This window comes from Halomonas piscis, from assembly GCF_031886125.1.
Taxonomy (GTDB): Bacteria; Pseudomonadota; Gammaproteobacteria; order Pseudomonadales; family Halomonadaceae; genus Vreelandella; species Vreelandella piscis.
In genome coordinates this window covers 734,396-759,983 of sequence record NZ_CP119391.1, presented here as the reverse complement: position 1 = coordinate 759,983, position 25,588 = coordinate 734,396, and the positions used below count along the sequence as shown (strand labels likewise).

24 protein-coding genes are annotated in these 25,588 nt (G+C 65.5%); 8 read left to right on the top strand and 16 right to left on the bottom strand.

Annotated elements, in window-relative coordinates; translation table 11 throughout:
* Positions 1–14: 14 nt before the first annotated feature.
* The 10 genes from P1P91_RS03570 to rpsB form a co-directional block, all read right to left on the bottom strand.
* Positions 15–512: an OmpH family outer membrane protein gene (locus P1P91_RS03570; protein ID WP_311884576.1), complete on the bottom strand. Its 498-nt coding sequence runs from the start codon at positions 510–512 to the stop codon at positions 15–17.
* A gap of 140 nt (positions 513–652) precedes the next feature.
* Positions 653–3,001 carry an outer membrane protein assembly factor BamA gene (gene bamA / locus P1P91_RS03565; RefSeq protein WP_407650581.1) on the bottom strand — a complete coding sequence of 783 codons (2,349 nt, stop codon included), beginning with the start codon at positions 2,999–3,001 and terminating at the stop codon, positions 653–655.
* A 99-nt stretch (positions 3,002–3,100) separates the two neighbouring features.
* Entirely contained in the window at positions 3,101–4,459 is a 1,359-nt protein-coding gene (gene rseP / locus P1P91_RS03560; protein ID WP_311884574.1) for an RIP metalloprotease RseP, read from the bottom strand.
* Positions 4,460–4,490: 31 nt separating this feature from the next.
* A complete protein-coding gene (gene ispC / locus P1P91_RS03555; protein ID WP_311884572.1) occupies positions 4,491–5,699 on the bottom strand; it encodes a 1-deoxy-D-xylulose-5-phosphate reductoisomerase in 1,209 nt (402 codons plus the stop codon).
* Positions 5,696–6,508, bottom strand: coding sequence for a phosphatidate cytidylyltransferase (locus tag P1P91_RS03550; RefSeq protein WP_311884571.1), 813 nt, complete (start codon positions 6,506–6,508; stop codon positions 5,696–5,698). The genes ispC and P1P91_RS03550 overlap by 4 nt, the downstream gene beginning before the upstream one ends.
* Entirely contained in the window at positions 6,501–7,196 is a 696-nt protein-coding gene (gene uppS / locus P1P91_RS03545) for a polyprenyl diphosphate synthase (protein ID WP_311884569.1), read from the bottom strand. The genes P1P91_RS03550 and uppS overlap by 8 nt, the downstream gene beginning before the upstream one ends.
* A 167-nt stretch (positions 7,197–7,363) precedes the next feature.
* The gene (gene frr / locus P1P91_RS03540) at positions 7,364–7,918 is read right to left on the bottom strand and encodes a ribosome recycling factor (RefSeq protein ID WP_311884567.1); all 555 of its coding nucleotides are present in this window, start codon (positions 7,916–7,918) and stop codon (positions 7,364–7,366) included.
* 5 nt (positions 7,919–7,923) lie between these two features.
* Positions 7,924–8,709, bottom strand: a complete 786-nt coding sequence (gene pyrH / locus P1P91_RS03535) for a UMP kinase (protein WP_311884565.1) — start codon at positions 8,707–8,709, stop codon at positions 7,924–7,926.
* Positions 8,710–8,828: 119 nt separating this feature from the next.
* Positions 8,829–9,698 carry a translation elongation factor Ts gene (gene tsf / locus P1P91_RS03530; protein WP_311884564.1) on the bottom strand — a complete coding sequence of 290 codons (870 nt, stop codon included), beginning with the start codon at positions 9,696–9,698 and terminating at the stop codon, positions 8,829–8,831.
* 90 nt (positions 9,699–9,788) lie between these two features.
* Positions 9,789–10,553, bottom strand: a complete 765-nt coding sequence (gene rpsB / locus P1P91_RS03525) for a 30S ribosomal protein S2 (protein WP_311884563.1) — start codon at positions 10,551–10,553, stop codon at positions 9,789–9,791.
* 405 nt (positions 10,554–10,958) lie between these two features.
* Here rpsB and map point away from each other — a divergent pair, with 405 nt between their 5' ends.
* From map to pdxK, 5 genes are all read left to right on the top strand, one after another.
* Positions 10,959–11,750 carry a type I methionyl aminopeptidase gene (gene map / locus P1P91_RS03520; RefSeq protein WP_311884562.1) on the top strand — a complete coding sequence of 264 codons (792 nt, stop codon included), beginning with the start codon at positions 10,959–10,961 and terminating at the stop codon, positions 11,748–11,750.
* The gene (locus P1P91_RS03515; RefSeq protein WP_311884561.1) at positions 11,750–14,422 is read left to right on the top strand and encodes a [protein-PII] uridylyltransferase; all 2,673 of its coding nucleotides are present in this window, start codon (positions 11,750–11,752) and stop codon (positions 14,420–14,422) included. The genes map and P1P91_RS03515 overlap by 1 nt, the downstream gene beginning before the upstream one ends.
* 44 nt (positions 14,423–14,466) lie before the next feature.
* A complete protein-coding gene (dapD, locus tag P1P91_RS03510; RefSeq protein WP_311884560.1) occupies positions 14,467–15,492 on the top strand; it encodes a 2,3,4,5-tetrahydropyridine-2,6-dicarboxylate N-succinyltransferase in 1,026 nt (341 codons plus the stop codon).
* Positions 15,479–16,651: a succinyl-diaminopimelate desuccinylase gene (gene dapE / locus P1P91_RS03505; RefSeq protein ID WP_311884558.1), complete on the top strand. Its 1,173-nt coding sequence runs from the start codon at positions 15,479–15,481 to the stop codon at positions 16,649–16,651. Before dapD ends, dapE begins: the two co-directional genes overlap by 14 nt.
* Positions 16,652–16,794: 143 nt before the next feature.
* Positions 16,795–17,721, top strand: a complete 927-nt coding sequence (pdxK, locus tag P1P91_RS03500; protein WP_311884556.1) for a pyridoxine/pyridoxal/pyridoxamine kinase — start codon at positions 16,795–16,797, stop codon at positions 17,719–17,721.
* Positions 17,722–17,964: 243 nt separating this feature from the next.
* On the opposite strand, the gene P1P91_RS03495 is transcribed toward pdxK, so the two are convergent.
* The 6 genes from P1P91_RS03495 to radC form a co-directional block, all read right to left on the bottom strand.
* On the bottom strand, positions 17,965–18,510 hold the full coding sequence (locus tag P1P91_RS03495; RefSeq protein ID WP_311884554.1) for a cold-shock protein: 546 nt from the start codon (positions 18,508–18,510) through the stop codon (positions 17,965–17,967).
* A gap of 194 nt (positions 18,511–18,704) precedes the next feature.
* A complete protein-coding gene (locus P1P91_RS03490; protein WP_311884553.1) occupies positions 18,705–19,895 on the bottom strand; it encodes a class I SAM-dependent rRNA methyltransferase in 1,191 nt (396 codons plus the stop codon).
* A gap of 29 nt (positions 19,896–19,924) precedes the next feature.
* On the bottom strand, positions 19,925–20,746 hold the full coding sequence (gene mutM / locus P1P91_RS03485; RefSeq protein WP_311884552.1) for a bifunctional DNA-formamidopyrimidine glycosylase/DNA-(apurinic or apyrimidinic site) lyase: 822 nt from the start codon (positions 20,744–20,746) through the stop codon (positions 19,925–19,927).
* A gap of 115 nt (positions 20,747–20,861) precedes the next feature.
* On the bottom strand, positions 20,862–21,017 hold the full coding sequence (gene rpmG / locus P1P91_RS03480) for a 50S ribosomal protein L33 (protein WP_189518268.1): 156 nt from the start codon (positions 21,015–21,017) through the stop codon (positions 20,862–20,864).
* A gap of 67 nt (positions 21,018–21,084) precedes the next feature.
* Positions 21,085–21,321, bottom strand: coding sequence for a 50S ribosomal protein L28 (gene rpmB, locus P1P91_RS03475; RefSeq protein ID WP_311884550.1), 237 nt, complete (start codon positions 21,319–21,321; stop codon positions 21,085–21,087).
* 253 nt (positions 21,322–21,574) lie between these two features.
* Positions 21,575–22,249: a RadC family protein gene (gene radC / locus P1P91_RS03470; protein ID WP_311884549.1), complete on the bottom strand. Its 675-nt coding sequence runs from the start codon at positions 22,247–22,249 to the stop codon at positions 21,575–21,577.
* Positions 22,250–22,380: 131 nt separating this feature from the next.
* Between radC and coaBC the strand changes: the two genes are divergently transcribed.
* The 3 genes from coaBC to P1P91_RS03455 all read left to right on the top strand — a co-directional run bounded on the left by coaBC (position 22,381) and on the right by P1P91_RS03455 (position 25,581).
* Positions 22,381–23,661: a bifunctional phosphopantothenoylcysteine decarboxylase/phosphopantothenate--cysteine ligase CoaBC gene (coaBC, locus tag P1P91_RS03465; RefSeq protein ID WP_311884548.1), complete on the top strand. Its 1,281-nt coding sequence runs from the start codon at positions 22,381–22,383 to the stop codon at positions 23,659–23,661.
* Complete coding sequence (gene dut, locus P1P91_RS03460; RefSeq protein ID WP_311884547.1) at positions 23,658–24,122, top strand: dUTP diphosphatase; 465 nt, start codon at positions 23,658–23,660, stop codon at positions 24,120–24,122. The genes coaBC and dut overlap by 4 nt, the downstream gene beginning before the upstream one ends.
* 67 nt (positions 24,123–24,189) lie before the next feature.
* A complete protein-coding gene (locus tag P1P91_RS03455; RefSeq protein WP_311884546.1) occupies positions 24,190–25,581 on the top strand; it encodes a phosphomannomutase/phosphoglucomutase in 1,392 nt (463 codons plus the stop codon).
* The last annotated feature ends 7 nt before the right edge of the window (positions 25,582–25,588 follow it).

Here is a 25,588-nt window from a genome sequence, read left to right as displayed (position 1 = left end):
CGCACCGAATAAGGTTAATTCAGCGAATTGAACTCCTGCGTGACCTCTTCGGTGAGGTTAGGCAGGTCCATGGAAGAATGCAGAACGCCCTGGGGCTCAACCAGAATATCGATGCCGTGGCGCTCGATGACCCGGTCAACGGCCTGCTCAAGCGTCGGCTCGGCCTGCTTGAGAAACTGCTGTTCCGAGCGCTGCTGAGCCGTCATCACTTCCCGGCGCAGGCTTTCAAAGCGGCTGCCCTTCTGCTGCAGCTCCTCGATCAGCCGCTGGCGCTCGTCATCCGACATGACGTCGCCTTCGTCCTGCAGGCGCTGCTGCAGACGCTGAAGCTCATCACCCAGCCGTTTGGCCTGGCTTTGCTGGGTGCCCACTTCGCTTTCCAGCTGACGCAAAGAGGACTGGGCCGAGTCGGTGTTCATCAAGGCGGCACGCCAGTCAAGCACCGCCACCTCTGCAGCGTACGTCGGCGCCGTCATGGCGAACAGCGTAACGGCCGCTATCAGTTTGCGCATGCTCTCTCCTCGTTCATCCCGCTTGCTAAACGCGCGTGGCTAGGGTTCATGGATACTGTGCGTCAGTATTCGTCGTCAATCCGGCTTGTCAATACCGACCGGAAGTGATGGCTCACGTCTGCCCGAGCCGACTCAGGCCGTCAGAAGGACTGACCCAGCGAAAACTGGAAGAACTGGGTATCGTCCTCGCTTTTGTCGTTGAGCGGTTTCGCCACGCTGAAGGTCAAGGGACCTACCGGCGTCAGCCAGGAAAGCCCGATGCCTGCGCTGTAGCGCAAGTCGCCCAGGTCCACGCCAGAACTGCAGTTCTGACGCTCGGCGTCGTCCTCGAGCACGTCGTAGCAGGACGTGAGGAAGGTGTTGCCGCCGTCCACGAACAGCGAGGTCTGCATGGAGTCCTGGTTTTCCACGAACGGCATGGGGAACAGCACCTCGGCGCTGCCTTCCACCAGCACGTTGCCGCCCAGGGTACGGTCGCGCCCGCCCACATACTTGGGCGTGGTGCGCTGGCCCAGAGTGTTGGAAGTAAAGCCGCGCACCGAGCCCAGGCCCCCGGCGTAGAAGTTCTCGTAGAAGGGATAGGGGTCGTCGCCGCCAAAGGCGTCGGCATAGCCGAGGTTACCGGAGAATTTCAGCGACCAGAGATCGTCGTCGTCCAGAGCAAACAGCTTCTGGGCCCGGCCGCGCAGCTTGTAATAGCTGACGTCGCTGCCCGGCGCGGCGGTTTCCAGCGACAGGCGCTGATAGCTGCCGTCGGTGGGCATGATGCCGCGGTTAAGGTTGTTGCGCGTCCAGCTGGCGGTGAGCTTCACGCTCTGGGCGCTGTCGCCTTCGTCCTCGACGTAGCGCTCGATTTCCGACGCGGTGTCGTAGTAGGTCTTGACCTTGAGGTCTTCGGCGCTGGCGCCGAAGTTCAGCCTGGAGAGCTCGCTGATGGGGTAGCCAAAGTTGATGCCGGCCCCGTAGGCGTCGGTGGAGTAGGTGGAAATGTCCGAATCTTCGTAGTCGGTTTCGCGGTAGAAGACGTTATAGCCCCGGGAGACGCCGTTGATCGTCCAGTAGGGGTCGGTGAAACCGAAGTTGACGCTGGTGAAGGTGTCGCTGCGCTGAGCCCCGAGGTTGACGCGGTTGCCCGTACCCAGAAAGTTTTTCTGCGCAAGCGAGGCGCCGTAGATCACCCCGGCGCTCTGGGAAAAGCCGATGCTTGCCGACACCGAGCCCGAGGGCTGCTCTTCCACCTCGTAGGTGACGTCAAGCTTGTTGGGCTCGCCGGGGACGCGCTGGGTATCGACCTCGACCTGGCTGAAAAATCCGAGACGATTGAGGCGCTGGCGCGACTGGGTGATCTCGTCGGTGGAGGCCGGCGCGCCCTCCATCTGGGTCATCTCCCGGCGCAGCACCTCGTCCTGGGTGGTGGTGTTGCCCTTGAACTCGATGCGTCGCACATAGGTGCGCTCGCCGGGCTCGACGTCAAGAATCAGATCCACGGTGCCGTCATCGTGCATCTCGGGCCGGCCGTTGACCTCGGCAAAGGCGAAGCCTTCGGCCCCCAGCCGCTTGCGCAGGGCTTCGGTCGAGGCGTTGAGCTTGCTGCGCGAAAACTGCTGGCCGGACTCGATCTCGAGCAGATCGCGCGCCTCGCGCCGGGAAATGGCCATGTCTCCGGCAAAGCGGATGTCGCCCACTCGGTACTGCTCGCCTTCGTCCACGTTCAGGGTGATGTAGATATCGGTCTTTTCCGGACCGATGGACACTTGGGTCGAAGTCACCTCGAAGTTGGCGTAGCCGCGGTCGAGATACCAGGAGCGCAGCCGCTCGATGTCGCCGCCCAGCGCCTGACGCGAATATTCGTCGCTGGAGAACCAGCCGAAGAACATCCCCGGCTTGTCCTCGAGCTCGAACAGGTCGAGCAGGGTCTCGTCGTCAAAGGCGCGGTTACCCACAATGTTGATCTGGCGGATCTTGGCAACCTCGCCTTCGTTGATATCGATATTGACCTTGACCCGGCCGGTATCGATTTTTTCGACGCTGGCGTCGATGCGCGCGCTATAGCGCCCCTGAGCCTGGTAGACGCTTTCCAGCTCGCGCTGGATTTCCTCCAGGGTGGAAAGCTCGAGCACCTGGCCTTCGGCCAGGCCCGCCTCGGTCAGGCCGCGGCGCAGGTCGTCTTCCTTGATCTGGTCGTTGCCGCTGATGTCCAGGCGAGCGATGGTGGGCCGCTCGACGACCTTGATCACCAGCACGTTGCCTTCCCGGGCCAGGGAAACGTCGTCAAAAAGGCCGGTCGCAAAGAGCTCCCGGGAGGCAGCGGCCAGCTCGCGCTCGGTGACGGTATCGCTTGCGCTTACCGGAAAAGCGTTAAAGACCGAGGCGGCGGAGACCCGCTTGAGTCCTTCTACACGAATATCGGAAACGTCAAAGGGTTGCGCCTGGGCACCGCCGGCCGTGGCCAGCAGGAATACCGCCATTCCAAGGGACTTTATTTTCATGCAGTCAGTTCGCTCGCGTTGGTCTGCCCACCGTATCAGACAGGCACCTTATACATTTGTGCGGGCAGATGACAAGGCACGCTACCACGACACACGTCATTACCACAGGCGCATCAGGTCGAAATATAGCGCCATCAGCATCAGCGTTCCCACCATGGCCAGACCAATCCTGAGTCCCAGGGCCTGAGTCCTTTCCGACACCGGCCGCCCTCGCACCAGTTCGACGACGTAGTAAAGCAGATGGCCGCCGTCGAGCACCGGGATGGGCAGCAGGTTGAGCACCCCGAGACTGATGGACAGATAGGCCAGAAAGCCGACGAAGGCGTCCATGCCCGCCCGGGCGGAGTCCCCGGAGATTTTGGCAATGGTGACAGGGCCCGACAGGTTCGACGGCGAGATCAGTCCCACCAGCATCTTGCGGATGGAGTCCAGGGTCAAAAGCGTCATTTCGCCGGTGCGCGCCACCGCCCGGCCTACCGCGGCCACCGGACCGAAACGCACCTCGCGGCGCATTTCCTCGGGCCATTCGGCGGGAGCAACGCCGGCGCCGATATAGCCGATCCGGGTATCGCCGGACAGCGTCTGCTTGCCGGGCGTCAGCGTCGTTTCCCGAGTATCGCCGTCGCGCTCGAAGCGCAGCGCCAGGTCCCGGCCCGGGCTTTGACGAACGACCTCGACAAAGCCCATCCAGTCGTCGACCGGCTCGCCGTCGACCGCGACGATGCGGTCGCCAGCTTCGAGCCCGGCGCGCGCTGCCCCCTCGTCGTCGAGGACCTGGCCAAGCACCGGCGGAAACGCCGGCTGCCAGGGCGTAATCCCCAGGGTCTTGAGCGGCTTGGGCGGGTCCTGACGGACCAGGTAGCGCTCTACCGCCAGCGTATAGCGCCGGGAAGCGCTCGCTCCTTCCGGCCGCGCCTTGAGGGAGAGCTCGCCGTCAAGGCCGATCTGGCCCACCAGCGCCAGGTTGACGTCTTCCCAGGAGCGCACGGTTTCCCCCGCCACGCCGGTCAGCTCGTCGCCTTCGCGAAGCCCGGCCTCAAAGGCCGGCGACTCGGGCGCCACGGCGCCTACCTTGGGCACCACCACGCTGGTGCCGACCACAAACAGCGCCCAGTAGGCCACGATCGCCAGCAGAAAGTTGGCCGCCGGGCCTGCCGCCACCACGGCGATACGCTGCCAGACGCTCTTGCGGTTGAAGGCGCGGTGCTGCTCTTCCGGCGCCACCGGCGCCTCGCGCTCGTCGAGCATCTTGACGTAGCCGCCCAGCGGAATCGCCGCCACGGCAAACTCGGTGCCGTGGCGATCCACCCGGGACCACAGCGGCTTGCCGAATCCCACGCTGAAGCGCAGCACCTTGACCCCACAGCGACGTGCCACCCAGAAGTGGCCAAACTCGTGGAAGGTAACCAAAAGCCCCAGCACCACGATGACCGCAAGAATGTTCTGTACCAGACCCATCGACCCTGTCTCCTGCGCGCTTGCTGCGCGATTAAGCCTGCCGCACCCCGGCGTGGCGCTGCAGCTGCCGAACCGCAGCCGCGCGTGCCCGCCGATCGGCGTCGATAATCGCCTCAAGGCTTTCTGCAGCCGCCACCGCCTGGCCATCGAGCACGTCTTCCACCACCCGGCCGATGGCGGCAAACCCCAGCCGGCGATTCAGAAAAGCGTCGACGGCCACTTCGTTGGCAGCGTTGAGTACCGCGGGCGCCGTACCGCCGGCGAGCATGGCCTGGCGCGCCAGCCGCAGGCAGGGAAAGCGCGTCTCGTCCGGACGTTCGAAGTCCAGCCGCGCGACCTGGAAAAGATCAAGCGAGCGTACCCCGGCATCGATGCGCTCGGGCCAGGCCAGGCCGTAGGCAATGGGCGTGCGCATGTCGGGGTTACCCATCTGCGCGATCACCGAGCCGTCGTCGTAGGCCGCCATGGAGTGCACGATACTCTGGGGATGCACCACTACCTGCACCTGGCCCGGCTCGGCGTCGAACAGCCAGCAGGCCTCAATCAGCTCGAGCCCCTTGTTCATCAGCGTGGCGCTGTCCACGGAAATTTTCCGCCCCATGGACCAGTTGGGGTGGGTGCAGGCCTGCTCGGGGGTGACTCGCTCCAGGGCTTCGTGCCCCAGATGGCGAAACGGCCCGCCCGAGGCGGTGAGCAGCAGCTGCGAAACGCCGTGGCGGGAAAGCCCCCCGCGATGCTCGGCGGGTAGACACTGGTAGATGGCGTTATGTTCCGAGTCGATCGGCAGCAGCGTCGCCCCGGATCGCGCCACGGCGTCCATGAACAGCGCCCCGCTCATCACCAGGGCTTCCTTGTTGGCCAGCAGCACGCGCTTGCCCGCCCGAGCCGCGGCCAGCGACGGCAACAGCCCGGCACCGCCGACAATCGCCGCCATGACGGTGTCCGCCGCGCTGTCCCGGGCCACGTCGCAAAGCGCCTCGGCGCCGGCGGCCACCTCCGTCTCCAGGCCGGCGGCGGCGAGCTCGCGGCGCAGCCAGGCGGCGTCCTGCTCGTCGTCGAGCACCGCCACCGCCGGGCCATGTGTCAGGCACTGGGCAAGGAGCGCCTCGCGGGAACGGTGAGCGGTCAGCGCATGCACTCGATAGCGCTCCGGGTGGCGGGCGATCACGTCCAGGGTACTTTGGCCAATGGAGCCCGTGGAACCCAGCACGGTCACCCGGCGAACGGCGGCGTCGGTCATAGCGGCAGCACCTGCAGATACAAAAGCGCAAACGTCGGCACCGCGGCGGTCAGGCTGTCGATACGGTCAAGCACGCCCCCGTGGCCGGGCAGCAGCCGGCTTGAATCCTTGATGCCGCGGTGGCGCTTGAGCATGCTTTCCAGCAGGTCCCCGAGCACCGACACCAGGGTCACAACGGCGGCGATCGCCAGCAGCACGGCGGCGGCGGTGGCCTCCAGCGACTGCCAGGCGGCGAATCCCAGCGCCAACAGCGCCGTGGCGGCCATGCCGCCCGCCACGCCCTCCCAGGTCTTGCCCGGGCTGACGCCGGGGGCGAGCTTGCGCCGGCCAAAGCGCCGGCCGGCGAAGTAGGCGCCGATATCCGCCGCCCATACCAGCAGCAGCACGAACAATAGCCAGACGCCGGAAGGCTCGGTGGCGCGCAGCACGTTGAAACCGACCCAGCACGGCACCAGCACCCATAGGCCCATGGCGAGTCGCCGGGGCGTCGAGCGCCACCGGGAGGTGCCCGCGGGGTAGCGCGACACCCAGTAGAAATTGAGTGCCCAGCCCAGCGTCCCGAGCACCAGCGGCCAGACGGCGTGGGCCGCGCCGGCAAACCACAGCGCCAGCAGCACCCCGGCCAGGCCGGTCACCACCAGCCCGCGCCCGAGCCGCGTGGTCACGCCGGCCAGATTGGCCCACTCGCGGCCGGCCAGCAGGACAATGGCGCCGGCAAACAGCGCAAAGGCGCCACCCTCAAGGCCAAAAAGCCCGGCAAGCGCCAGCGGCGCCAGCCAGGCGGCGGTCATAATGCGCTGTTTAAGCACCCCGAGCCTCTATCTGTTCGTGCGTCTTGCCAAAGCGGCGCTTGCGCCCGGCAAAGTCGTCAAGGGCGGCGTCCAGCGCCTCGGCGCCAAAGTCCGGCCACAAAAGCGGCGCAAAGTACAGCTCGGCGTAGGCCAGCTGCCAAAGCATGAAGTTGGACAGGCGCTGCTCGCCGCTGGTGCGGATGCACAGATCCACCGGCGGCACGCCGGAGTGTCCCATGGCCTGATCCAGGCGCTCGGCGTCCACCTCGGAAGCCTCGATTTCGCCGGCGGCCACCTGCTCGGCCAGGCGCCGGGCGGCGCAGGCGATATCCCACTTGCCGCCGTAGTTGGCAGCAATCACCAGGTGCATCCCGGGGTTGTCCCGGGTCAGCGCCTCGGCCCGCTGGATCTGCTGCTGGATGGCGTGGGAAAAGGCCTCGCGATCGCCCAGAACGGTGAGGCGAACGCCGCGCTCGTGAAGCTTTTTGACCTCGCGCTTGAGCGCCATCAGAAACAGCTCCATCAGCGCGTTGACCTCTGATGTCGGACGCTTCCAGTTTTCGCTGGAGAAGGCGAACAGACTGAGCGTGTCGACGCCGCGCTCGGCGGCGCGCTTGATGACCGCGCGCACCGACTCGACGCCGGCGCGGTGGCCGCGCACGCCGGAAAGGCCGCGCTGCCTGGCCCAGCGGTTGTTGCCGTCCATGATCACGGCCACATGAGAAGGCAGCGGCGGGGCGCCCGACGTCGCGCGGGGCTGGCCGGCGCTGGCCGGACCTGCCTTGTCGACACTTGGCTCATCAGAAAGCGGCGGTGGCGTCATAGCGTCTCGGCCCCGTGATCGTGCATAAAAAAACGGCATGCGGCCGCATGTCATACCTTCATCAGGTCGTCTTCCTTGGAAGCCAGCGCCTTGTCGATTTCGGCGATGTGCTTGTCGGTCAGCTTCTGGATCTCTTCTTCACCCAAGCGCTGGTCGTCCTCGCTGATTTCCTTGTCCTTGAGCCGCGTCTTGAAGCTGTGGTTGGCATCCCTTCGCACGTTACGCACAGCGACCCGCGCGTTTTCCGCCTCGCTGCGCGCCTGCTTGATATAGCCCTTGCGCGTCTCCTCGGTCAGCATCGGCAAGGGCACGCGGATCACGTTGCCGGCGCTGGCGGGGTTGAGCCCCAGATCCGAGGCGATGATGGCCTTCTCGATCTTGGGCACCATGCTGCCCTCCCAGGGGCTCACCGCCAGCGTGCGCGCGTCTTCCACGTTGATGGAAGCCACCTGGTTGAGCGGCACCTCGCCGCCGTAGTAGTCCACGGTGACCGAGTCGAGAAGGCTCGGGTGAGCGCGACCGGTACGGATCTTGTTGAAGTTGGTGTGCAGCACATCCACGCTCTTCTTCATGCGGGCTGCGGCATCTTTCTTGATGTCTTCCATTACGTCTACCCTCTGTTGATCAGCGTGCCTTCCCGGCCCCCGACGACCAGATTCAGCAGGGCCTCGGGCTTGTTCATGTCAAATACCCGCACCGGCATATTATGGTCCCGTACCAGGCAGATAGCGGTCAAATCCATGACGCCGAGCTTCTGCTCCAGGGCGTCATCGTAGCTCAGCTGCTCGTACTTCACCGCATCGGCGTGCTTGACCGGGTCCTTGTCGTAAACGCCGTCGACCTTGGTGGCCTTGACCACGACGTCGGCGTCAACCTCGATAGCCCGCAGGCAGGCGGCGGAGTCGGTGGTGAAAAAGGGGTTGCCGGTACCGGCGGAAAACAGCACGACGTCGCCCGAGGTCAGATAGCGAATCGCCGAACGGCGGTCGTAGTGCTCGACCACGCCGCTCATCTGGATGGCCGACATGACCCGGGAGCGGATATTGGAGCGTTCCAGGGCGTCGCGCATGGCCAGCGCGTTCATCACCGTGGCCAGCATACCCATGTGGTCGCCGGTCACGCGGTCCATCCCGGCTTCGTTAAGCGCCGCGCCGCGGAAGAGGTTGCCACCGCCGATGACGATCCCCACCTGGACGCCGATGCCCACCAGCTGGCCGATTTCCAGCGCCATGCGGTCCAGCACCTTGGGATCAATGCCGAACTCATGATCCCCCATCAGCGCCTCGCCCGACAGCTTGAGCAGAATGCGTCTGTAGCTCGATGGGGTAGCGCTCGACTTCGAGCTCTCGGCCGGTTGCCCGGCGGGAATTAGCGGATCATTCGTCTCGTTGGGCATGGCAAGTCTCCTGCAGCAGGCCTGAACACCGGATGGTATGGCAATGACTCCCCGCCTGGGGAGCAGATACACGAAGGCGTGCGCCGAGACGCACGCCTTGGGCGATGAAACCTCTGACCTTAGGCGCGGCCAGCCTGTTCCATCACTTCCTGGGCAAAGTCGACTTCCTCGACCTCGATGCCTTCACCCACTTCAAAACGGGTAAAGCTGGTGACTTCGCCGCCGGCTTCCTTGACGTACTCGGCCACGGTCTGGTCGGGGTTCTTGACGAAGGCCTGCTCGGTGAGGCTGTTTTCCGCCAGGTATTTCTTGAGACGGCCCTGCACCATTTTTTCGGCGATGTTTTCCGGCTTGCCGGCCATGTCAGGCTGGGCCAGGATGATCGCCTTTTCTTCGTCCAGCTGTTCCTGGGGCATGTCTTCCGGACGCGTCGCTGCGGGATTGATGGCCGCTACGTGCATGGCCACGTCCCGCGCGGCGTCGACGGTGCCGCCCTTGAGCACGGTGAGCACGCCAATGCGGCCGCCGTGCACGTATTCGCCCACGGTGCTGCCCTCACCGGGCTCCACGACCACGGCGCGACGCACGCTGATGTTCTCGCCGATTTTCTGCACCAGCTCTTCGCGGGTCTTTTCCAGATCGCTGTTCATGACCGTGGCCACGTCGTCGCTTTTGGCGGCGAAGAAGGCATCAACGATGGTGTTGGCAAAGGCGGTGAAGTTATCGTCCCGGGCGACGAAGTCGGTCTCCGAGTTGATCTCGACCATCACGCCGTAGCTGCCGTCGTCGGCCACCTTGGTCACCACGGCGCCTTCGGCGGCGGTGCGGTCGGCTTTCTTGGCGGCCTTGAGGCCGGAGTTCTTGCGCAGGTTTTCGATCGCAACGTCGATATCGCCGTCGGCTTCGGTGAGTGCTTTTTTACACTCCATCATGCCAAGGCCGGTGCGCTCGCGCAGTTCCTTGACCTGAGAGGCACTGATAGCTGCCATGAAAATTCACCTCTAATGAATCTGACTGAATGATGAAACGCCAGGGTCAGGGAGCGCATGCTCCCTGACCGGCACCAGGGGCGAGCCGTCTTACTCGGCGGCGGCGCTCTGATCCGCGGCGCCCGGCTCGGCAGCGGGCTCCTCGTCGGTCACTTCGACGAACTCGTCCGGGTCCCCTTCCTTGGCGCTGGCGCAGGCATCGGCCATGGCCGTGACGTAGATCTGGATGGCGCGGATGGAGTCATCGTTGCCCGGGATCACGTAGTCGACACCGTCGGGGTTGGAGTTGGTGTCCACCACGCCGATGACCGGGATGCCCAGCTTGTTGGCCTCGTTGATGGCCAGGCGCTCGTGGTCCACGTCGACCACAAACAGCGCGTCCGGCAGGCCGTTCATGTGCTTGATGCCGCCGATGGAGCGCTCGAGCTTGTCCTGTTCGCGGGTGGCCATTAGCACTTCTTTCTTGACCAGCTTGTCAAAAGTGCCGTCTTCGCGCATGGCCTCCAGATCGTGCAGGCGCTTGATGGACTGACGGATCGTCTTGAAGTTGGTCAGCATGCCGCCGAGCCAGCGGTGGTTGACGAACGGCTGGCCCACGCGGGTGGCTTCTTCCTTGATGATCTTGCTGGCGCTGCGCTTGGTGCCCACAAACAGGATCTTGTTGTTGGCCGCGGCCATTTTGGCCACCACGTCGATCGCTTCGTTCAGCGCCGGCAGCGTGTGCTCAAGGTTGATGATATGAATCTTGTTGCGTGCACCGAAGATGTACCGACCCATCTTCGGGTTCCAGTAACGGGTCTGGTGGCCGAAGTGGGCGCCTGCCTTGAGCAGGTCACGCATGTTGACATGTGCCATGGTAAAACTCCTGAAACTCGGGTTAGGCCTCCACGCACCCCATGGATCCGACCGGTGACGCCGCGCGGCGCTCAGCCGGCACCCGGGACCATGTGCCGGTGCATGTGTGTTTTCAAGGCTTGCGGTTAATGTAGTGATGGTAGCCGCGCACGGCAAAGCTTACCGCTGCGCTTCTCTCCAGGCGCCATCGACCGGGCATGGCCATTCCCAGGAAGGCCCGCCGGCAGGCGGAAGATTGCAGGAAAGCGCGCGGCTTTATACCATAGTTCCCCGTCAAGATGAAGTCGCTGCGCCTTTGCAATCCGGCTGGCAAGGCATGGTTTACCATACGCCAGGCCCCGGGCAGCACGCGGCCCCCGCCGTTTTTCACCTTGCTTTTTCCACCCTTGAAGCGATCGAGTGTCCATGAACGTTCCGATTAAAACGCCCGCCGAAATCGACAAGATGCGCGAAGCCGGCCGCCAGGCCGCCAGCGTGATTGAAATGATCACCCCCCACGTCAAGGCGGGCACCAGCACCGGGGAAGTCGACCGGCTGTGCCACGCCTATATCGTCGACGAGCTGGGCTCCACCCCGGCGCCGCTGAACTACCACGGCTTTCCCAAGGCGACGTGCACCTCGATCAACCACGTGGTCTGCCACGGCATCCCCGATGACGCCAAAAAGCTCAAGAAAGGCGACATCATGAACCTCGACATCACCGTCAAGACCCGTGACGGCTACCACGGGGACTCAAGCGTCATGTTCATCGTCGGCGAGTCGATCCAGGGCGAACGCCTGAGCCGCGTGACCCAGGAATGCCTGTATAAAAGCATGGCGGCGATCAGGCCGGGCGTGCGCCTGTCCGAGCTGGCGCGAGTTATCCAGGACCACGCCGAAGAGCACGGCTACTCGGTGGTGCGCGATTTCTGCGGCCACGGTATCGGCGCGGGCTTTCACGAGGAGCCGCAGTTTCTCCACTACGACGGCTACGCCCCGGAAGCCGACATCGAGCTGGCCGCGGGCATGTGCTTTACCATCGAGCCCATGATCAACGTCGGCAGCTACAAGACCAAGGTGCTGCGCGACGGCTGGACGGCCGTGACCCGGGATCGCAGCCTGTCCGCCCAGTGGGAACATACCCTGCTGGTCACCGACACCGGCGTGGAAGTGCTCACCGCGCGCAGCGACGAAGACCTGAGCTTTCTCGAGCGCTGATGCTACTCCACCATTACCGCTTCGTGCCGGACACCACCCTGCTCGACCTTGACACCTTTCGCGCCGAGCTTGCCGGCTCGCGCTCGCCGGTGGCGCCGTTCAAGGCGGCGCTGGAATCCCTGCAGGAACGGCTCGACGCGCGGTTTCGCGCGGGTGCCGACATCCGCGACCTGGTGCGCGGCCGCGCCTGGCACCTCGATCGGCTGCTGGCGATCGCCTGGGAGCAGCACGCCTGGCCCGACGACGGCATTGCCCTGCTCGCCGTGGGCGGCTTTGGCCGCGGCGAGCTGCATCCGCATTCCGATATCGACCTGATGGTGCTGCTCGAAGACGAGGACGATCGTCCCTACCGCGAGCCGCTCACCGAGTTCATCACCTTTTTATGGGATATCGGCCTGGAGATCGGCCACAGCGTGCGCTCGCTTGCCGACTGCGAGCGCGAAGCCGAAGCCGACGTCACGGTGATGACCAATCTGCTGGAAACGCGCCTGATCAAGGGCCCCGGGCGTCTTCGCGATGCCATGCGCGAGCGCCTTGACACCGAGCGCCTGTGGCCGGCGGATCGTTTTTTCGCCGCCAAGCGCGACGAGCAGATCGCCCGCCACCAGCGCTACAACAACTCCGAGTACCATCTCGAGCCCAACATCAAAAGCTCCCCCGGGGGGCTTCGCGACATCCAGATGATCGGCTGGGTGGCCAAACGCCACTTTGCTACCGAATACTACGCCGACATCGTCGCCAAGGGCTTCATGAACGACGCCGAGCTGCGCATTGTCAGCCAAGGGCAGGCCTTTTTGTGGCAGGTACGCTACGCCCTGCACATGCTCGCCGGGCGCGCCGAAGACCGCCTGCTGTTTGACCACCAGCGCCGCATCGCCGAGCTTTTTGGCTTCAAGGACACCGCCGAGCGCCTGGCCGTCGAACAGTTCATGAAGCGCTACTATCGCCACGTGACGGCGCTTGCCGGGCTCAACGACATGCTGCTGCAGCACTTTGACGAAGTCATCCTGCGCGGCGAGCAGTCCCTGGCGACGGTCACGCTCAACGCGCGCTTCGAAACCCGGGGCGGCTATATCCAGGCGCGCTCGCGAAGCCTGTTTCGCGAGCACCCCGAGGCGCTTCTGGAACTCTTCCTGCTCATGGCCGAGCACCCCGAGATCGAAGGCGTGCGCGCCGATACCATCCGCCTGATCCGCGACCACCGCCACCTGATCGACGACAGCTACCGCGACGACCCCGAGCACCAGCGGCTGTTCATGGCGCTTCTGCGCTCGTCGGGCAACGTCCCGCGCCAGCTACGGCGAATGAACCGCTACGGCATTCTGGGCAAGTACCTGCCCGACTTCGGCCGGGCAGTGGGGCTGATGCAGCACGACCTCTTCCACCTCTACACCGTCGACGCCCACACGCTGAAGCTGCTCAAGCTGTTGCACCGCTTTCGCAAGCCCGACGCCCGGACGAACTTTGCCGTAGCCGCCGAGCTGATGCCCAGGCTGCCCAGGCTCGACGTTTTGTGGATCGTCGGGCTTTTTCACGACATCGGCAAGGGCCGCGGCGGCGATCACTCGATCATCGGCGCCCGGGACGTGGAAGCCTTCTGCCAGCGCCATCGGCTGTCCACCCACGACACTCGCCTGGCCAGCTGGCTGGTCGAGCATCACCTGCTGATGTCGATGACCGCGCAGAAACGCGACATCACCGATCCCGACGTCATCCGCGACTTCGCCCTCAAGGTGCAAAACGAAACCCGGCTGGACTATCTTTACGTGCTCACCGTGGCCGACATCAACGCCACCAACCCGTCGCTGTGGAACGGCTGGCGGGCCACGCTCTTGCGCCAGCTCCACGCCGAAACCAAGCGCGCCCTGCGCCGGGGACTGCACAATCCGCCGGACCGCGACGACTGGGTGCGCGAAACCCGGGGCGAAGCCCGCGCGCTGCTCCACGACGCCGGCATCGACGACGTGGACATCGACCCGCTGTGGGATTCGCTGGGCGAAGACTATTTTCTCCAGTACGCCCCCGCCGAGATCAGCTGGCAGACCCGGGGCATCCTTGCCCACCGGGAAGCGCACCTGCCGCTGGTGCTGATCAGCGCCCCCGAGGACACCGCCGAAGGCGGCACCCAGGTGTTCATCCACACCCGCTCGGTAGACGATCTCTTCGCCGCCACCGCGGCGGCCATGGAGCAGCTGGGGCTGTCGATCCACGATGCGCGCATCGCCACCTCGCGCAACGACTGGACGCTCAATACCTTCATCGTGCTGGATAACCAGCATCAGGCCATCCGCGACGGCGAGCGCATCGAAGAAATGCGCCGCCACCTGGTCGAAGAGCTCGACGACCCGGACGACTATCCGCGCATCGTCACCCGGCACACGCCGCGCAAACTCAAGCACTTCAAGGTGCCCACCAGCGTGCTCATCGAGCAGGATCCGGCCAACGAGCGCACCCTGCTGGAGCTCACCGCCCCGGACCGCCCCGGCCTCTTGGCCCGGGTGGGGCGTATCTTCATGGAGCAGGACATTGCCCTTTCCGCCGCCAAGATCGCCACCCTGGGCGAGCGCGTGGAGGACGTATTCTTCATCACCACCAAGGCCGGCGAGCCGCTCACCAACCCGGAACGTCAGAATCAGCTGCGCGAGCGTCTGATCGAAGTGCTGGACGTATAGCCTGCCACCCCGGCCCTTGACGATCTGCATGGAGGACACCACACATGCACAGCTTTGCTCTCGGCATCGGCACCCAGAACACCCGGGGCGACTGGCTGGAGGTCTACTACCCGGCACCGCTCGTGCACCCCGACGACGGCCTGGCCGCCGCGGTTCAAACGGCGCTTGAAGCACCGGCGGGCTCCGCGGCCGTGAGCTTTCTGCCCGAGGACTGCGCGGCCCTGGCCGACGCGCTTCAGAGCGCAGGCCACCCCGAACAGGCCGAGCTTGCCGAGGCGCTGAGCCACAGCCGGCGCCCGCTGGTGGCGATGCTGCTGGATAGCGACCGGCCGCCGCAGACGACCCCCGAGGTCTACCTCAAGCTGCATCTGCTGTCCCATCGGCTGGTCAAGCCCCACGGCGTTGACCTGACCGGCATGTTCGGCCTGTTGCGCAACGTGGCCTGGACCAGCGAAGGCGCCATCGACGTCGACGAGCTGCCCGCCCGCCGGCTGAAGGCCCGCCTCGAGGGCCGCCCCCTGAGCGTGGCAAGCGTGGACAAGTTTCCCCGCATGGCCGACTACGTGGTGCCCGAAGGCGTGCGCATCGGCGACGCGGCCAGGGTTCGTCTCGGTGCCTACCTGGGCGAAGGCACCACGGTCATGCACGAAGGGTTTGTCAACTTCAACGCCGGAAGCGAAGGCCCGGGCATGATCGAAGGTCGCGTCTCCGCCGGCGTCATCGTGGGTCGGGGCTCGGATCTGGGCGGCGGCAGCTCGACCATGGGCACGCTCTCCGGCGGCGGCAGCCTGACCATCCGGGTGGGCGAAGACTGCCTGATCGGCGCCAACGCCGGCGTCGGCATTCCCCTTGGCGATCGCTGCACCGTCGAAGCCGGCCTCTACGTGACCGCCGGCACCAGGGTCACGCTGATCGACGCCGACGGCAATGAGGCCGGCATCGTCACTGCCCGGGAGCTCGCCGGCCAGAGCGACCTGCTGCTGCGCCGTCACTCCCGAACCGGACGCATCGAATGCCTGACCAACCAGAGCGCCGCGGCGCTGAACGAGGCGCTGCATGTCCACAACTGATCCGGCCGGCCTGTCGCCGACGCTCAGGCTGGCCTTTGAGCTGATACGCCGGCCCTCGGTCACCCCCGACGACGAAGGCTGCCAGGCCGTGCTGATTGAGCGTTTGGAAGCGCTGGACTTCCAGGTGGAGCGCCTGCCCTTCGGCGACGTCGATAACTTCTGGGCGGTGCGCGGCCACCACGGCCCGGTACTGGCCTTTGCCGGGCACACCGACGTCGTGCCCAGCGGCCCGGAAAACGCTTGGGAACACCCCCCGTTCGCGCCCTGCATTGACGCCGACCGCATGCTCTGCGGGCGCGGCGCGGCGGACATGAAAGGCAGCCTTGCCGCCATGGTCACCGCCGTCGAGCGCTTTGTCGCTGCGCATCCGGACCATGACGGGCGCATCGCCTTTCTGATCACCTCCGACGAGGAAGGCCCCGCCATTGACGGCACCCGCGCCGTGGTCGAGCAGCTGCGCGAACGCCACGAGCGGCTGGACTACTGCCTTGTCGGCGAGCCCTCGTCCACCGCGCGGCCGGGGGATGTGATCAAGAACGGCCGGCGCGGCTCGCTGGGCGGCACGCTGCGGGTCAAGGGCATTCAGGGCCACGTGGCCTACCCGCACCTGGCACAAAATCCCATTCATCAGGCCATGCCGGCGCTGGATGCGCTGGCCCGGGAGCGCTGGGACGGCGGCAACGACTTCTTTCCCGCCACCAGCTTCCAGCTCTCCGGCCTGCGCGCGGGCACCGGCGCCACCAACGTCATTCCCGGCGAGCTTGAGGCGATATTCAACTTTCGCTTCTCCACGGAAATCGCCCAGGAAACGCTTCGAGCGCGTACCGAGGCGCTGCTCGACGCCCACGGGCTGACCTACGAGCTGGACTGGGCGCTCAACGGCAACCCCTTTCTCACCGCCGAAGGCGCGCTGGTAGACGCCACCGTCAAGGGCATCGCAGCCGTGACCGGCGAGCGTCCGCGGCTTTCCACCTCCGGCGGCACCTCGGACGGGCGCTTCATCGCGACTCTGGGCGCCCAGGTCGTCGAGCTCGGCCCGCCCAACGCCACCATCCACAAGATCAACGAGCGCGTCCGCGTCGCCGACCTGGAAACGCTCAAGGATATCTACACGGCCATCCTCGAAGCGCTTTTCGTACCCGACCAAGCGGCCGAATAACAGGGTAGAAGCATAGGTATCTCCGAAGGCAAGCCCTGTTAAGGCGTTAAGCTCAAGTCTGGAGTATGGGAAGAGGCAGGAAAGGTGGCGTATGCTGTTGACAGATCACGCCCAGGATCTCAACCAACAAGAGTGGATACGCCATGTCCGAAGCAGCCTCTGGCGCCGCCCTATACCCACTGCAGCTGGATGTGGTCTCGGTGCAGTCTCAAGTGGTGTATGGCCGGGTGGGTAACAACATTGCGGTTCCGACCCTGGAGGCGCTGGCATTGACGGTAGCCGCTGTGCCCACCGTGATATTCAGCAATACACCGCACTACCGGACGATGCACGGCGGCGCGTTGCCCATCGAGTGGTTCGCTGGCTATTTGCAGGATCTTTCAGCGCGCGGAGCCTTGCATGCGCTTCGTACCATTCTCGTGGGCTATCTTGGCAACCCGGCACAGGCTCAAGCCCTGGCCCGCTGGATACGGTCCTTGCTGAAACAATATGCACAGCCGGGCATCGTGATCGACCCGGTGATCGGCGATCACGATCACGGTATCTATGTCGATCCCGGCCTGATCGACGTCTACCGTAGCGCTCTGCTGCCTCTGGCTGACGGGATAACGCCGAATGGCTTTGAGCTGGCGCACCTGACCGGGCTGGCGGTGAACGACGTTGACAGCATCATTATCGCTGCCCGCACGTTGCTGACGGGGCGCACGCAATGGGTCGCAGTAACCAGCACGGCGCCCGATACTCGAGCTGGCAATGAAGTGCAGGTGGTGCTCGTGACCCGAACACAAGTCGAGGTTATTGCACACCCGTTTATTCAAGCCGCCCCCAAGGGCATTGGCGATCTTTTCTGCGCCACCCTGACCGGGCACTGGACCAGGGGAGCCAGCCTGTCCCAAGCCACTGCTCAAGCGTGCCGCCAGGTCATGCGCGCATTGCGTCAGACAAAAAGGATGCAAGGTGCCGAACTGTGGCTACCGCCGAAGGCAAACGGCCACCGCAACGACGAGGAGCAGAGACGCGAATACATACGCCAATTTACCTATCCGCTCGAATCCGGCAATACCACGTAAACCCCATAGCGCCCCCCTAATGCGGCCTTACACCCGCCAGGCTGTTTCCTTCGTCCACGGCAGCGGCGCCCCCTATGGGGCGAAAAGGGCAAAGAATACCAATACCTGAATGCCAGCGGCGATGTTGCGGTCATCCGCCCGGGGCGCGCCGGCTGAATCAACCCCTGCTTTTTAGAACGCAAAACCCCGCCGAAGCGGGGTTTAGATGCTGGAGCCTGCTTTTGGCCGTAACCGTGGCAGGCGCTATTCGATGATGCTGACGTCGTCGGCCTGCAGACCGCGTTCGTTGCGAATCACCTGATAGCGGACCACCTGGCCCTCATGCAGCATGCGCGGGCCGCGCCCGCGGATGGCGCGGAAATGGACGAAAACGTCCTCGCCGCTGTCGCGGGTGATAAAGCCGTAGCCCTTGTTGGTGTTGAACCACTTGACGTCGCCTTCTTCGCGCCCGTCGTCGGGGTCGATGACGTTGTCTTCGTGGTCGACCTCCTCCTCTTCAACCGGCTCGGGGGCCGGGCTCGCGGCCTCCTTTACCGGAGCAGCAGGCGCCCGAACGACCATGGGCGGCGCCAGCGCGGCGGCGGTAACGGTGCCCACGCAGAGCAGCACAAAACAGCCCAGCGCCGTGGCAAAATACACGCCGGCACCGCCCACCAGGGCAAGCTCGGCAACCCACTCATTGATGAGCGGCGCGCTGACCAGCTGAAAAATGCCCGTCAGCAAAAACGGCGCCGGCGCGGCCAGTAACAGGCTGATGAGAATACAGCGCAACACGACTTTTGGTTTCATGAATATAAAAAGCTCGCTTGTTGTATAGATGACAAAGGATGGACACTACGTCGTCCCGACACGCGGCACTGGCCGCCTTGCACGGCGGCCAGTGCCGTTTCTCGACCGGCGGCGTGGAGGCGCCGCCGACCATACTTTACAAGACGGCGATGTTATCATGCCTCACGCACTGTCGCCTGCCGACCCGGCGCGCCTCAGTCGCGGAACACGCGCACGCCCAGCGCCTTGAGCGTCGAGGTTTCGGGGATCGCCGGATGCACCGGGTGGTCGGCTGCCTGATGGCCCTGGAAGATCACCTGTCCATGGCGATCCTGGTGGCGCGCCGCGCCGCGCACCACGTCCATCAGCCGCTCCGGCGCCAGGTGCATCGACGACGAGGCCGTCAGCAGCAGCCCGTCCCGACCCAGCAGGCGCATGGCTTCGCGGTTGAAGCGGCCGTAGGCGCGTTCGCCGCTGTTGCTGTCCCGGCGCTTTCTGATCAGCGCCGGCGGGTCGAGCACCACCACGTCGAACCGCTCGCCGTCGGCCTTGAGCGCGGCCAGCGCCTCCAGGGCATCGCCCTCGCCGATGGCGACCTGCTCGTGCACGCCGTTGAGCTCGGCGTTATGCGCCGCCTGCTCCAGGGCGTCGCCCGAGGCATCCACGCACAGAACCTCTGAAGCACCGCTGGCGGCGGCCTGTACGCCAAAGCCGCCCGCGCCGCTGAACAGGTCGAGCACGCGCTTGCCGGCCACGTGGCGGTTCAGCCAGGCGCGGCTGTCGCGGTGGCCGAACCGCCAGCCGGTGTAGTCACCGTCGAGCACCGGCACCGCAAAGCGCACGCCGTTCTCCTCGATCAGCACCTCCTCGGGCAGCGTGCCGCTGACGACTTCCACCCGTTCGGCAAGCCCTTCCTGGCGACGCTCGCCGGTATCGTTGCGAAACACGATGGCGGCGGGCTTGATGACCTTTTCCAGGGCATCGACAATCGCCTCGCCGAGCACCTCCATACCGGCGGTGTTGAGCTGCACCACGACGACGTCGCTGAAGCGATCGACCACCAGCCCCGGCAGCAGGTCGCCTTCGGCGTGAACCAGGCGATAAAAAGGGCCGCTATACAGCCGTTCGCGCAGCGAAAGCGCCTGCTTGAAACGGTGGACAAACAGCGAGCGGTCCACTTTCATCGCCGGATCCCGGGACATTACCCGGGCACAGATCAGCGAGCCGGGGTTGACGTACCCAACGCCCAGGGCGCGGCCGTTGGACGCCTCGACTCGGGCCAGCTCGCCGGCCTGAAAGGCCTTGAGCGGCGTCTCCCGGGTGTCCACTTCGTTGGAATAGATCCACAGGTGCCCCGCCTTCAGGCGGCGGTCGGCGTTTTTCTTGAGTCGCAGAGGTTGGCTCACGGATGTCTCCCGAACTGAGGTGATCGAGCCTAGCGCTGGCAGACGGGGCAGTAGACGCTTGCCCGCTGGCCCAACGCCACGCGTTTGAGCAGGGCGCCGCAGCGCCGGCAGGGCTTGCCCTCGCGGCCGTAGACGTTGAGCCGCTGGGCAAAGTAGCCCGGCTCGCCCTGGCCGCTGACGAAATCGCGCAGGGTGGTACCGCCCTGGGTAATGGCCGCGGCCAGCACCTCCCGGGCGGCGGCCGCCAGGCGATCAAAGCGCACCCGGGCAATGCGCGAGGCGGCCCGGCGCGGGTCGATCCCGGCGATGAACAGCGCCTCGGCGGCGTAGATATTGCCCACGCCCACCACCACGCGGTTGTCCATCAAAAACGGCTTGACCGCCATGCGCCTGCCCCGGGAAAGCCGATAAAGCCGCTCGCCGGTAAAAGCGTCCGAGAGCGGCTCCGGGCCCAGGTGCGAAAGGCGCGAGTCGCGGGCCGCGTCGGCCTGCAGCCAGTCGACAAAGCCGAAGCGGCGCGGATCGTGATAGCGCAGCACTCGGCCGCTTTCCAGCACCAGATCGATGTGGTCGTGCTTTTTCGGCGCCTCGCCCACCCGGGCAATGCGCAAACTCCCCGACATCCCCAGATGCCACAGCAGCGTGCCCGGGGCATTCTCCAGCGGCAGCAGCAGATACTTGGCTCGCCGTCGCGGCGTGCCCAGGCGGGCCCCTGTCAGCCGGTCGGGCAAATCCGCGGGCACCGGCACGCGCAGGCGCGTATGGCGCAGGCGCACCTCGGTGATTTCCTGATCCGCGATAAAGGGGGTAATACCGCGGCGGGTGGTTTCCACTTCGGGCAGCTCGGGCATGGCGTCAGGCCGACACGACGGTGATGGATGGCAAGGCGGCAGGCATACAAAAACCCGGCGCGAAGCCGGGTTTTGTCACAGGCCTTCGCCTGCGGAGAAAGCCGATCAAAAACGCTTACTTGATCTTGGCTTCCCGATAGATCACGTGCTTGCGTACCACCGGATCGTACTTCTTGAACTCGAACTTGTCGGGGGTGTTCCGCTTGTTCTTGTCGGTGGTGTAGAAATGGCCGGTACCGGCGCTGGATACCAGCTTGATCTTGTCGCGCATGGTGCAACTCTCCCAAAAATTCAACACGTCTGGCCGGAAAGGGCCGACCCCCCGGATTACAGGCGTATCAGAACGATTCGCCACGCTTGCGCAGGTCGGCAAGTACGCTGTCGATACCCTTCTTGTCGATGATGCGCATGCCCTTGGAGGAAACGCGCAGCTTGACGAAGCGATTTTCCGACTCGACCCAGAAGCGGTGCGTATGCAGGTTGGGCGCGAAGCGACGGCGCGTCCTGCGCTGGGAGTGAGAAACGTTGTTACCGTATACCGGGCGCTTGCCGGTAACTTGACAAATATTGGACATGAGAGTCTCCAACCGCTTGGCGAGTGGTGCAAAACCGTTTTCAAAAACGTCGGGCAGACCGGAGCAGGGCGGCAGCCGGCGCTTGATCGCCTCGACTTTCCCAGGCCCGCTATTCAACCCAAGTTCTGTTTAACCTAGGCGCTGTTCAGCCTAAGTACATTTAGCCTAAGTACAAAGGGGGCACTTTATACCAGAGATAGCCGGCCCCGGCAAGGAAAACCGCGCTTTCCCGGCGGCGGTCGCGAGCCTGATGCTACATCCAGCCGCGCTCGGCAAACGATACCACCTCGCCGTCGCCTACCACAAAATGGTCGAGCACGCGGATGTCCAGAAGCTCCAGCGCGTCCTTCAGCCGCCGGGTAATGCGCCGGTCGGCGTCGCTTGGCTCGGCCACTCCCGAGGGGTGGTTGTGCGCGAGTATCAGCGCCCCGGCGCCAAGCTCCAGCGCTCGCCTGGCCACCTCGCGCGGATACACCGAGGCGCTGTCCAGGGTGCCGCGAAACAGCGACTCGTAGCGGATAATGCGGTGCTGAGTGTCGAGAAACAGCGCGGCAAACTCTTCATGACCCAGATGGCGCAGCTGCGAAGTCAAATAATGGCGCACCAGCGCCGGCGACGTCAGCGCGTTGCCCCGGGCCAGCTGGCTTGCCAGGTGGCGGCGCGACAGCTCGAGCGTCGCCTGCAGCTGGGCGTAGGTGGCACTGCCCAGGCCCTTGACCGCACAAAACGCCTGCTGGTCGGCCTCGAGCAGCGGCCGCAGTCCGCCAAACCCGGACAGCAGGTCCCGGGCCAGGTCCACCGCCGAACGCCCGGGCACGCCCACCCGCAAGAAGATCGCCAGCAGCTCGGCGTCCGAGAGCGCTTCGGCGCCCAGGTTCAACAGTTTTTCCCGCGGCCGCTCGCCTTCCGGCCAGTGATTGATCCCCATGCCCTCTCCCCCGCCTTTTTCTCCCTGGCAGCGCCCCGGGAATGCCCCGCGTCGCCCTTGCGCTCAGCATGCCAAAGCGGCGACGCAAATGGTATGGTAGCCCCCTCGAAAGACAAAGGTGTACTCCTGCCATGGCTGCTTTGACCCTGTCGGGCAAGCGGGTGCTGCTGGGCGTCAGCGCCGGCGTTGCCGCCTATAAAAGCGCGCTGATCACGCGCCTGCTCAAACAGGCCGGCGCCGAGGTGCGCGTGGTCCTGACCGCCGGCGCCGAGGCGTTCATCACGCCGCTGACGCTGCAGGCGCTATCCGGCGAGGCGGTGCGCACCTCTCTGCTCGACCCCGACGCCGAGGCCGGCATGGGCCATATCGAGCTTGCCCGCTGGGCCGACGTCCTGCTGATTGCGCCCGCTACCGCCGATCTGATGGCGCGGCTCGCCCAGGGCTTCGCCGACGACCTGCTCACCACCCTGTGCCTGGCAAGCGATGCCCCCCGGCTGATCGCCCCGGCGATGAACCAGGCCATGTGGCGAAGCCCCGCTACCCGGCGCAACGCCGCCACGCTTGCCGCGGACGGCTGGCTGCAAATAGGCCCCGACGCCGGCGACCAGGCCTGCGGCGACACTGGCCTTGGGCGCATGAGCGAGCCCGAAGCCATCGTTGCCGCCGTGGAAGACCGTCTGGCATCGCCCCTGCAGACCCAGGACGCTACCGTGCGCCCCGGCAGCGCCAGGCATGTCGTCATTACCGCCGGCCCTACCCGGGAAGCCATCGACCCGGTGCGCTACCTGTCCAACCACAGCTCGGGAAAAATGGGCTTTGCGCTGGCCGCCGCCGCGCTTGACCAGGGTGCCAGGGTGACGCTGGTCAGCGGTCCGGTGGCGCTTGCCACGCCGCCGGGGGCCCAACGCATCGACGTCGTCTCCGCCGCCGACATGCACCGGGAAGCCCTGCGGCTGGCCCCCGAGGCCGACGTCTTCATCGGCTGCGCGGCGGTATCCGACTACCGCGCCGCCGAGGCCGCCGAGCACAAGCTCAAGAAAACCGCAGGCGGCGCCCCTCTGACGCTCTCACTGGTTAAGAATCCCGATATCATCGCCGACGTTGCGGGGCTTACGCCCGCGCGGCGCCCCTCGGTAGTGACCGGCTTTGCCGCCGAGACTCGGGAGGTCAGGCGCTACGCCGAAGACAAGCTCGCGCGCAAGGCGCTGGACATGATCGTGGCCAACGACGTCTCCGCCGAGGGGCTGGGCTTTGGCAGCGATGACAACGCCGCCTGGCTTTTATGGCGCACGCCTTCGGGAAGCGCCTCTGACCATCAACCGCCCCAACCCAAGACCCAGCTGGCCCGGGTCGTGATTCAGCGTGCCCTTGCGCTGCTCCCCGGCCGGCCAGAGACCCGGGAGACTTCATGACCACTGCCCCTCGCCCGCGCCTGGAATGCCGGCTGCTCGACGAGCGCCTGCGCGACTACATGCCCGCCTACGCCACCGCAGGCTCGGCCGGCATGGACCTGCGCGCCCTGCTGGACGCCCCGCTGACCCTCAAGCCCGGCGACTGCGAGCTGGTTCATACCGGCCTTGCCATTCACCTTCGCGACCCGGGGCTTACCGGCATGATCCTGCCCCGCTCGGGGCTTGGCCACAAGCACGGCATTGTGCTTGGCAACCTGGTGGGGCTGATCGACGCCGACTACCAGGGCGAGCTGATGATCTCGGTGTGGAACCGCGGTCAGCGCGCTTTTATCGTCGAGCCGTTCGAGCGCCTGGCCCAGTACGTGATCGTCCCCGTGGTCCAGGCCGAGCTCGACGTCGTGGACGACTTTACTCCCAGCGAACGCGGCGCCGGCGGCTTTGGCAGCACCGGCGCACGCTAGTCCCCGAGCGCCGCCGTGCTGTTTAGCCTCTGACGCCTTTACACCCCGTTTTCCACCAGAGACGACCATGACCCACCCCACCCTGAACGCTTCCATTTTTCGCGCCTACGATATCCGCGGCATCGTCGACGATACCCTGACCGATGAGGGGGTGGCGCTGATCGGCCACGCCATCGGCAGCGAAGCCGGCGCCCGAGGCGAGACCACCGTGGTCGTCGCCCGGGACGGCCGCCTCTCCGGGGAGCGCATGCAGGCCGCGCTGATTCGCGGGCTGACCGCCGCCGGGCAGGACGTAGTGGATATCGGCATGGTGCCCACCCCGGTGCTCTACTTTGCTACCCACGTGCTCGACGGCACCGCCTCCGGGGTCATGGTCACCGGCAGCCACAATCCGTCGAACTACAACGGCTTCAAGATCGTGCTCGGCGGCGAAACCCTCTCCGGCGAAGCCATCACCGCGCTATACCGGCGCCTTGTCGACGGCGATCTTGCCCACGGCGAAGGCCGAGTGAGCGAAGACGACCTGCGCGAGGCCTACCTTTCCCGCATCGTCGACGATATCGACGTCAAGCGCCCGCTCAAGGCCGTGGTGGACTGCGGCAACGGCGTGGCCGGCGAACTCGGCCCCGAGCTGATGCGACGGGTGGGGGTGGACACCGTGCCGCTGTTCGACGACATCGACGGCACCTTTCCCCACCACCACCCGGACCCGGGCAAGCCGGAAAATCTCAAGGACCTGATCGCCAAGGTAAAAGAGACCGGCGCCGACATCGGGCTTGCCTTTGACGGCGACGGCGACCGCCTGGGCGTCGTCACTCCGAGCGGCCAGCTGATCTACCCCGACCACCTGCTCATGGCCTTTGCCGCCGACATGCTCGAGCGCAACCCCGGCGCCAAAGTCATCTTTGACGTCAAGTGCACCGGCAACCTCACCGGCGTTATCGAGCGCGCCGGCGGCGAGCCGGAAATGTGGCGCACCGGGCACTCGCTGATCAAGGCGCGGATGAAGGAAACCGGGGCGGCGCTCGCCGGCGAAATGAGCGGCCACGTGTTTTTCCAGGAGCGCTGGTACGGCTTTGACGACGGCCTCTACGCCGCCGCCCGACTGGCGGAAATACTCGCCGGCCAGGAGGCCGATGCCGACACCTTTTTTGCCGGCTTTCCGCTGGACGTGGGCACCCCGGAAATCAACATCGAGGTCACCGACGACACCAAGTTCGCCCTGGTCGACAAGCTTGCCCGGGAGGGCGACTTCGGCGAAGGTATCAAGACCACCCTCGACGGCATTCGCGTAGACTACCCGGACGGCTGGGGGCTGTGCCGCGCCTCGAACACCACGCCGGTGCTGGTACTGCGCTTCGAGGGCCAGACCGAGGCGGCCCTTGAGCGCATCCAGGGGCAGTTCGAAGCCGCGCTGCGGGCGCTCGACTCAACGCTCGTCCTGCCCGCCAGCCGCTAGCACCGTC

What these genes read in the sequence shown, in the direction of transcription:
- coaBC (WP_311884548.1), top strand. Translation starts at nt 22,381, where the DNA reads ATGGCTGCTTTGACCCTGTCGGGCAAGCGGGTGCTGCTGGGCGTCAGC.
- dapE (WP_311884558.1), top strand. Translation starts at nt 15,479, where the DNA reads ATGTCCACAACTGATCCGGCCGGCCTGTCGCCGACGCTCAGGCTGGCC.
- frr (WP_311884567.1), bottom strand. Translation starts at nt 7,918, where the DNA reads ATGGAAGACATCAAGAAAGATGCCGCAGCCCGCATGAAGAAGAGCGTG.
- rpsB (WP_311884563.1), bottom strand. Translation starts at nt 10,553, where the DNA reads ATGGCACATGTCAACATGCGTGACCTGCTCAAGGCAGGCGCCCACTTC.
- P1P91_RS03495 (WP_311884554.1), bottom strand. Translation starts at nt 18,510, where the DNA reads ATGAAACCAAAAGTCGTGTTGCGCTGTATTCTCATCAGCCTGTTACTG.
- radC (WP_311884549.1), bottom strand. Translation starts at nt 22,249, where the DNA reads ATGGGGATCAATCACTGGCCGGAAGGCGAGCGGCCGCGGGAAAAACTG.
- uppS (WP_311884569.1), bottom strand. Translation starts at nt 7,196, where the DNA reads ATGGACGGCAACAACCGCTGGGCCAGGCAGCGCGGCCTTTCCGGCGTG.
- pdxK (WP_311884556.1), top strand. Translation starts at nt 16,795, where the DNA reads ATGTCCGAAGCAGCCTCTGGCGCCGCCCTATACCCACTGCAGCTGGAT.
- mutM (WP_311884552.1), bottom strand. Translation starts at nt 20,746, where the DNA reads ATGCCCGAGCTGCCCGAAGTGGAAACCACCCGCCGCGGTATTACCCCC.
- map (WP_311884562.1), top strand. Translation starts at nt 10,959, where the DNA reads ATGAACGTTCCGATTAAAACGCCCGCCGAAATCGACAAGATGCGCGAA.
- dut (WP_311884547.1), top strand. Translation starts at nt 23,658, where the DNA reads ATGACCACTGCCCCTCGCCCGCGCCTGGAATGCCGGCTGCTCGACGAG.
- rpmG (WP_189518268.1), bottom strand. Translation starts at nt 21,017, where the DNA reads ATGCGCGACAAGATCAAGCTGGTATCCAGCGCCGGTACCGGCCATTTC.
- pyrH (WP_311884565.1), bottom strand. Translation starts at nt 8,709, where the DNA reads ATGCCCAACGAGACGAATGATCCGCTAATTCCCGCCGGGCAACCGGCC.
- rseP (WP_311884574.1), bottom strand. Translation starts at nt 4,459, where the DNA reads ATGGGTCTGGTACAGAACATTCTTGCGGTCATCGTGGTGCTGGGGCTT.
- P1P91_RS03455 (WP_311884546.1), top strand. Translation starts at nt 24,190, where the DNA reads ATGACCCACCCCACCCTGAACGCTTCCATTTTTCGCGCCTACGATATC.
- P1P91_RS03515 (WP_311884561.1), top strand. Translation starts at nt 11,750, where the DNA reads ATGCTACTCCACCATTACCGCTTCGTGCCGGACACCACCCTGCTCGAC.
- bamA (WP_407650581.1), bottom strand. Translation starts at nt 3,001, where the DNA reads ATGAAAATAAAGTCCCTTGGAATGGCGGTATTCCTGCTGGCCACGGCC.
- rpmB (WP_311884550.1), bottom strand. Translation starts at nt 21,321, where the DNA reads ATGTCCAATATTTGTCAAGTTACCGGCAAGCGCCCGGTATACGGTAAC.
- dapD (WP_311884560.1), top strand. Translation starts at nt 14,467, where the DNA reads ATGCACAGCTTTGCTCTCGGCATCGGCACCCAGAACACCCGGGGCGAC.
- P1P91_RS03570 (WP_311884576.1), bottom strand. Translation starts at nt 512, where the DNA reads ATGCGCAAACTGATAGCGGCCGTTACGCTGTTCGCCATGACGGCGCCG.
- tsf (WP_311884564.1), bottom strand. Translation starts at nt 9,698, where the DNA reads ATGGCAGCTATCAGTGCCTCTCAGGTCAAGGAACTGCGCGAGCGCACC.
- ispC (WP_311884572.1), bottom strand. Translation starts at nt 5,699, where the DNA reads ATGACCGACGCCGCCGTTCGCCGGGTGACCGTGCTGGGTTCCACGGGC.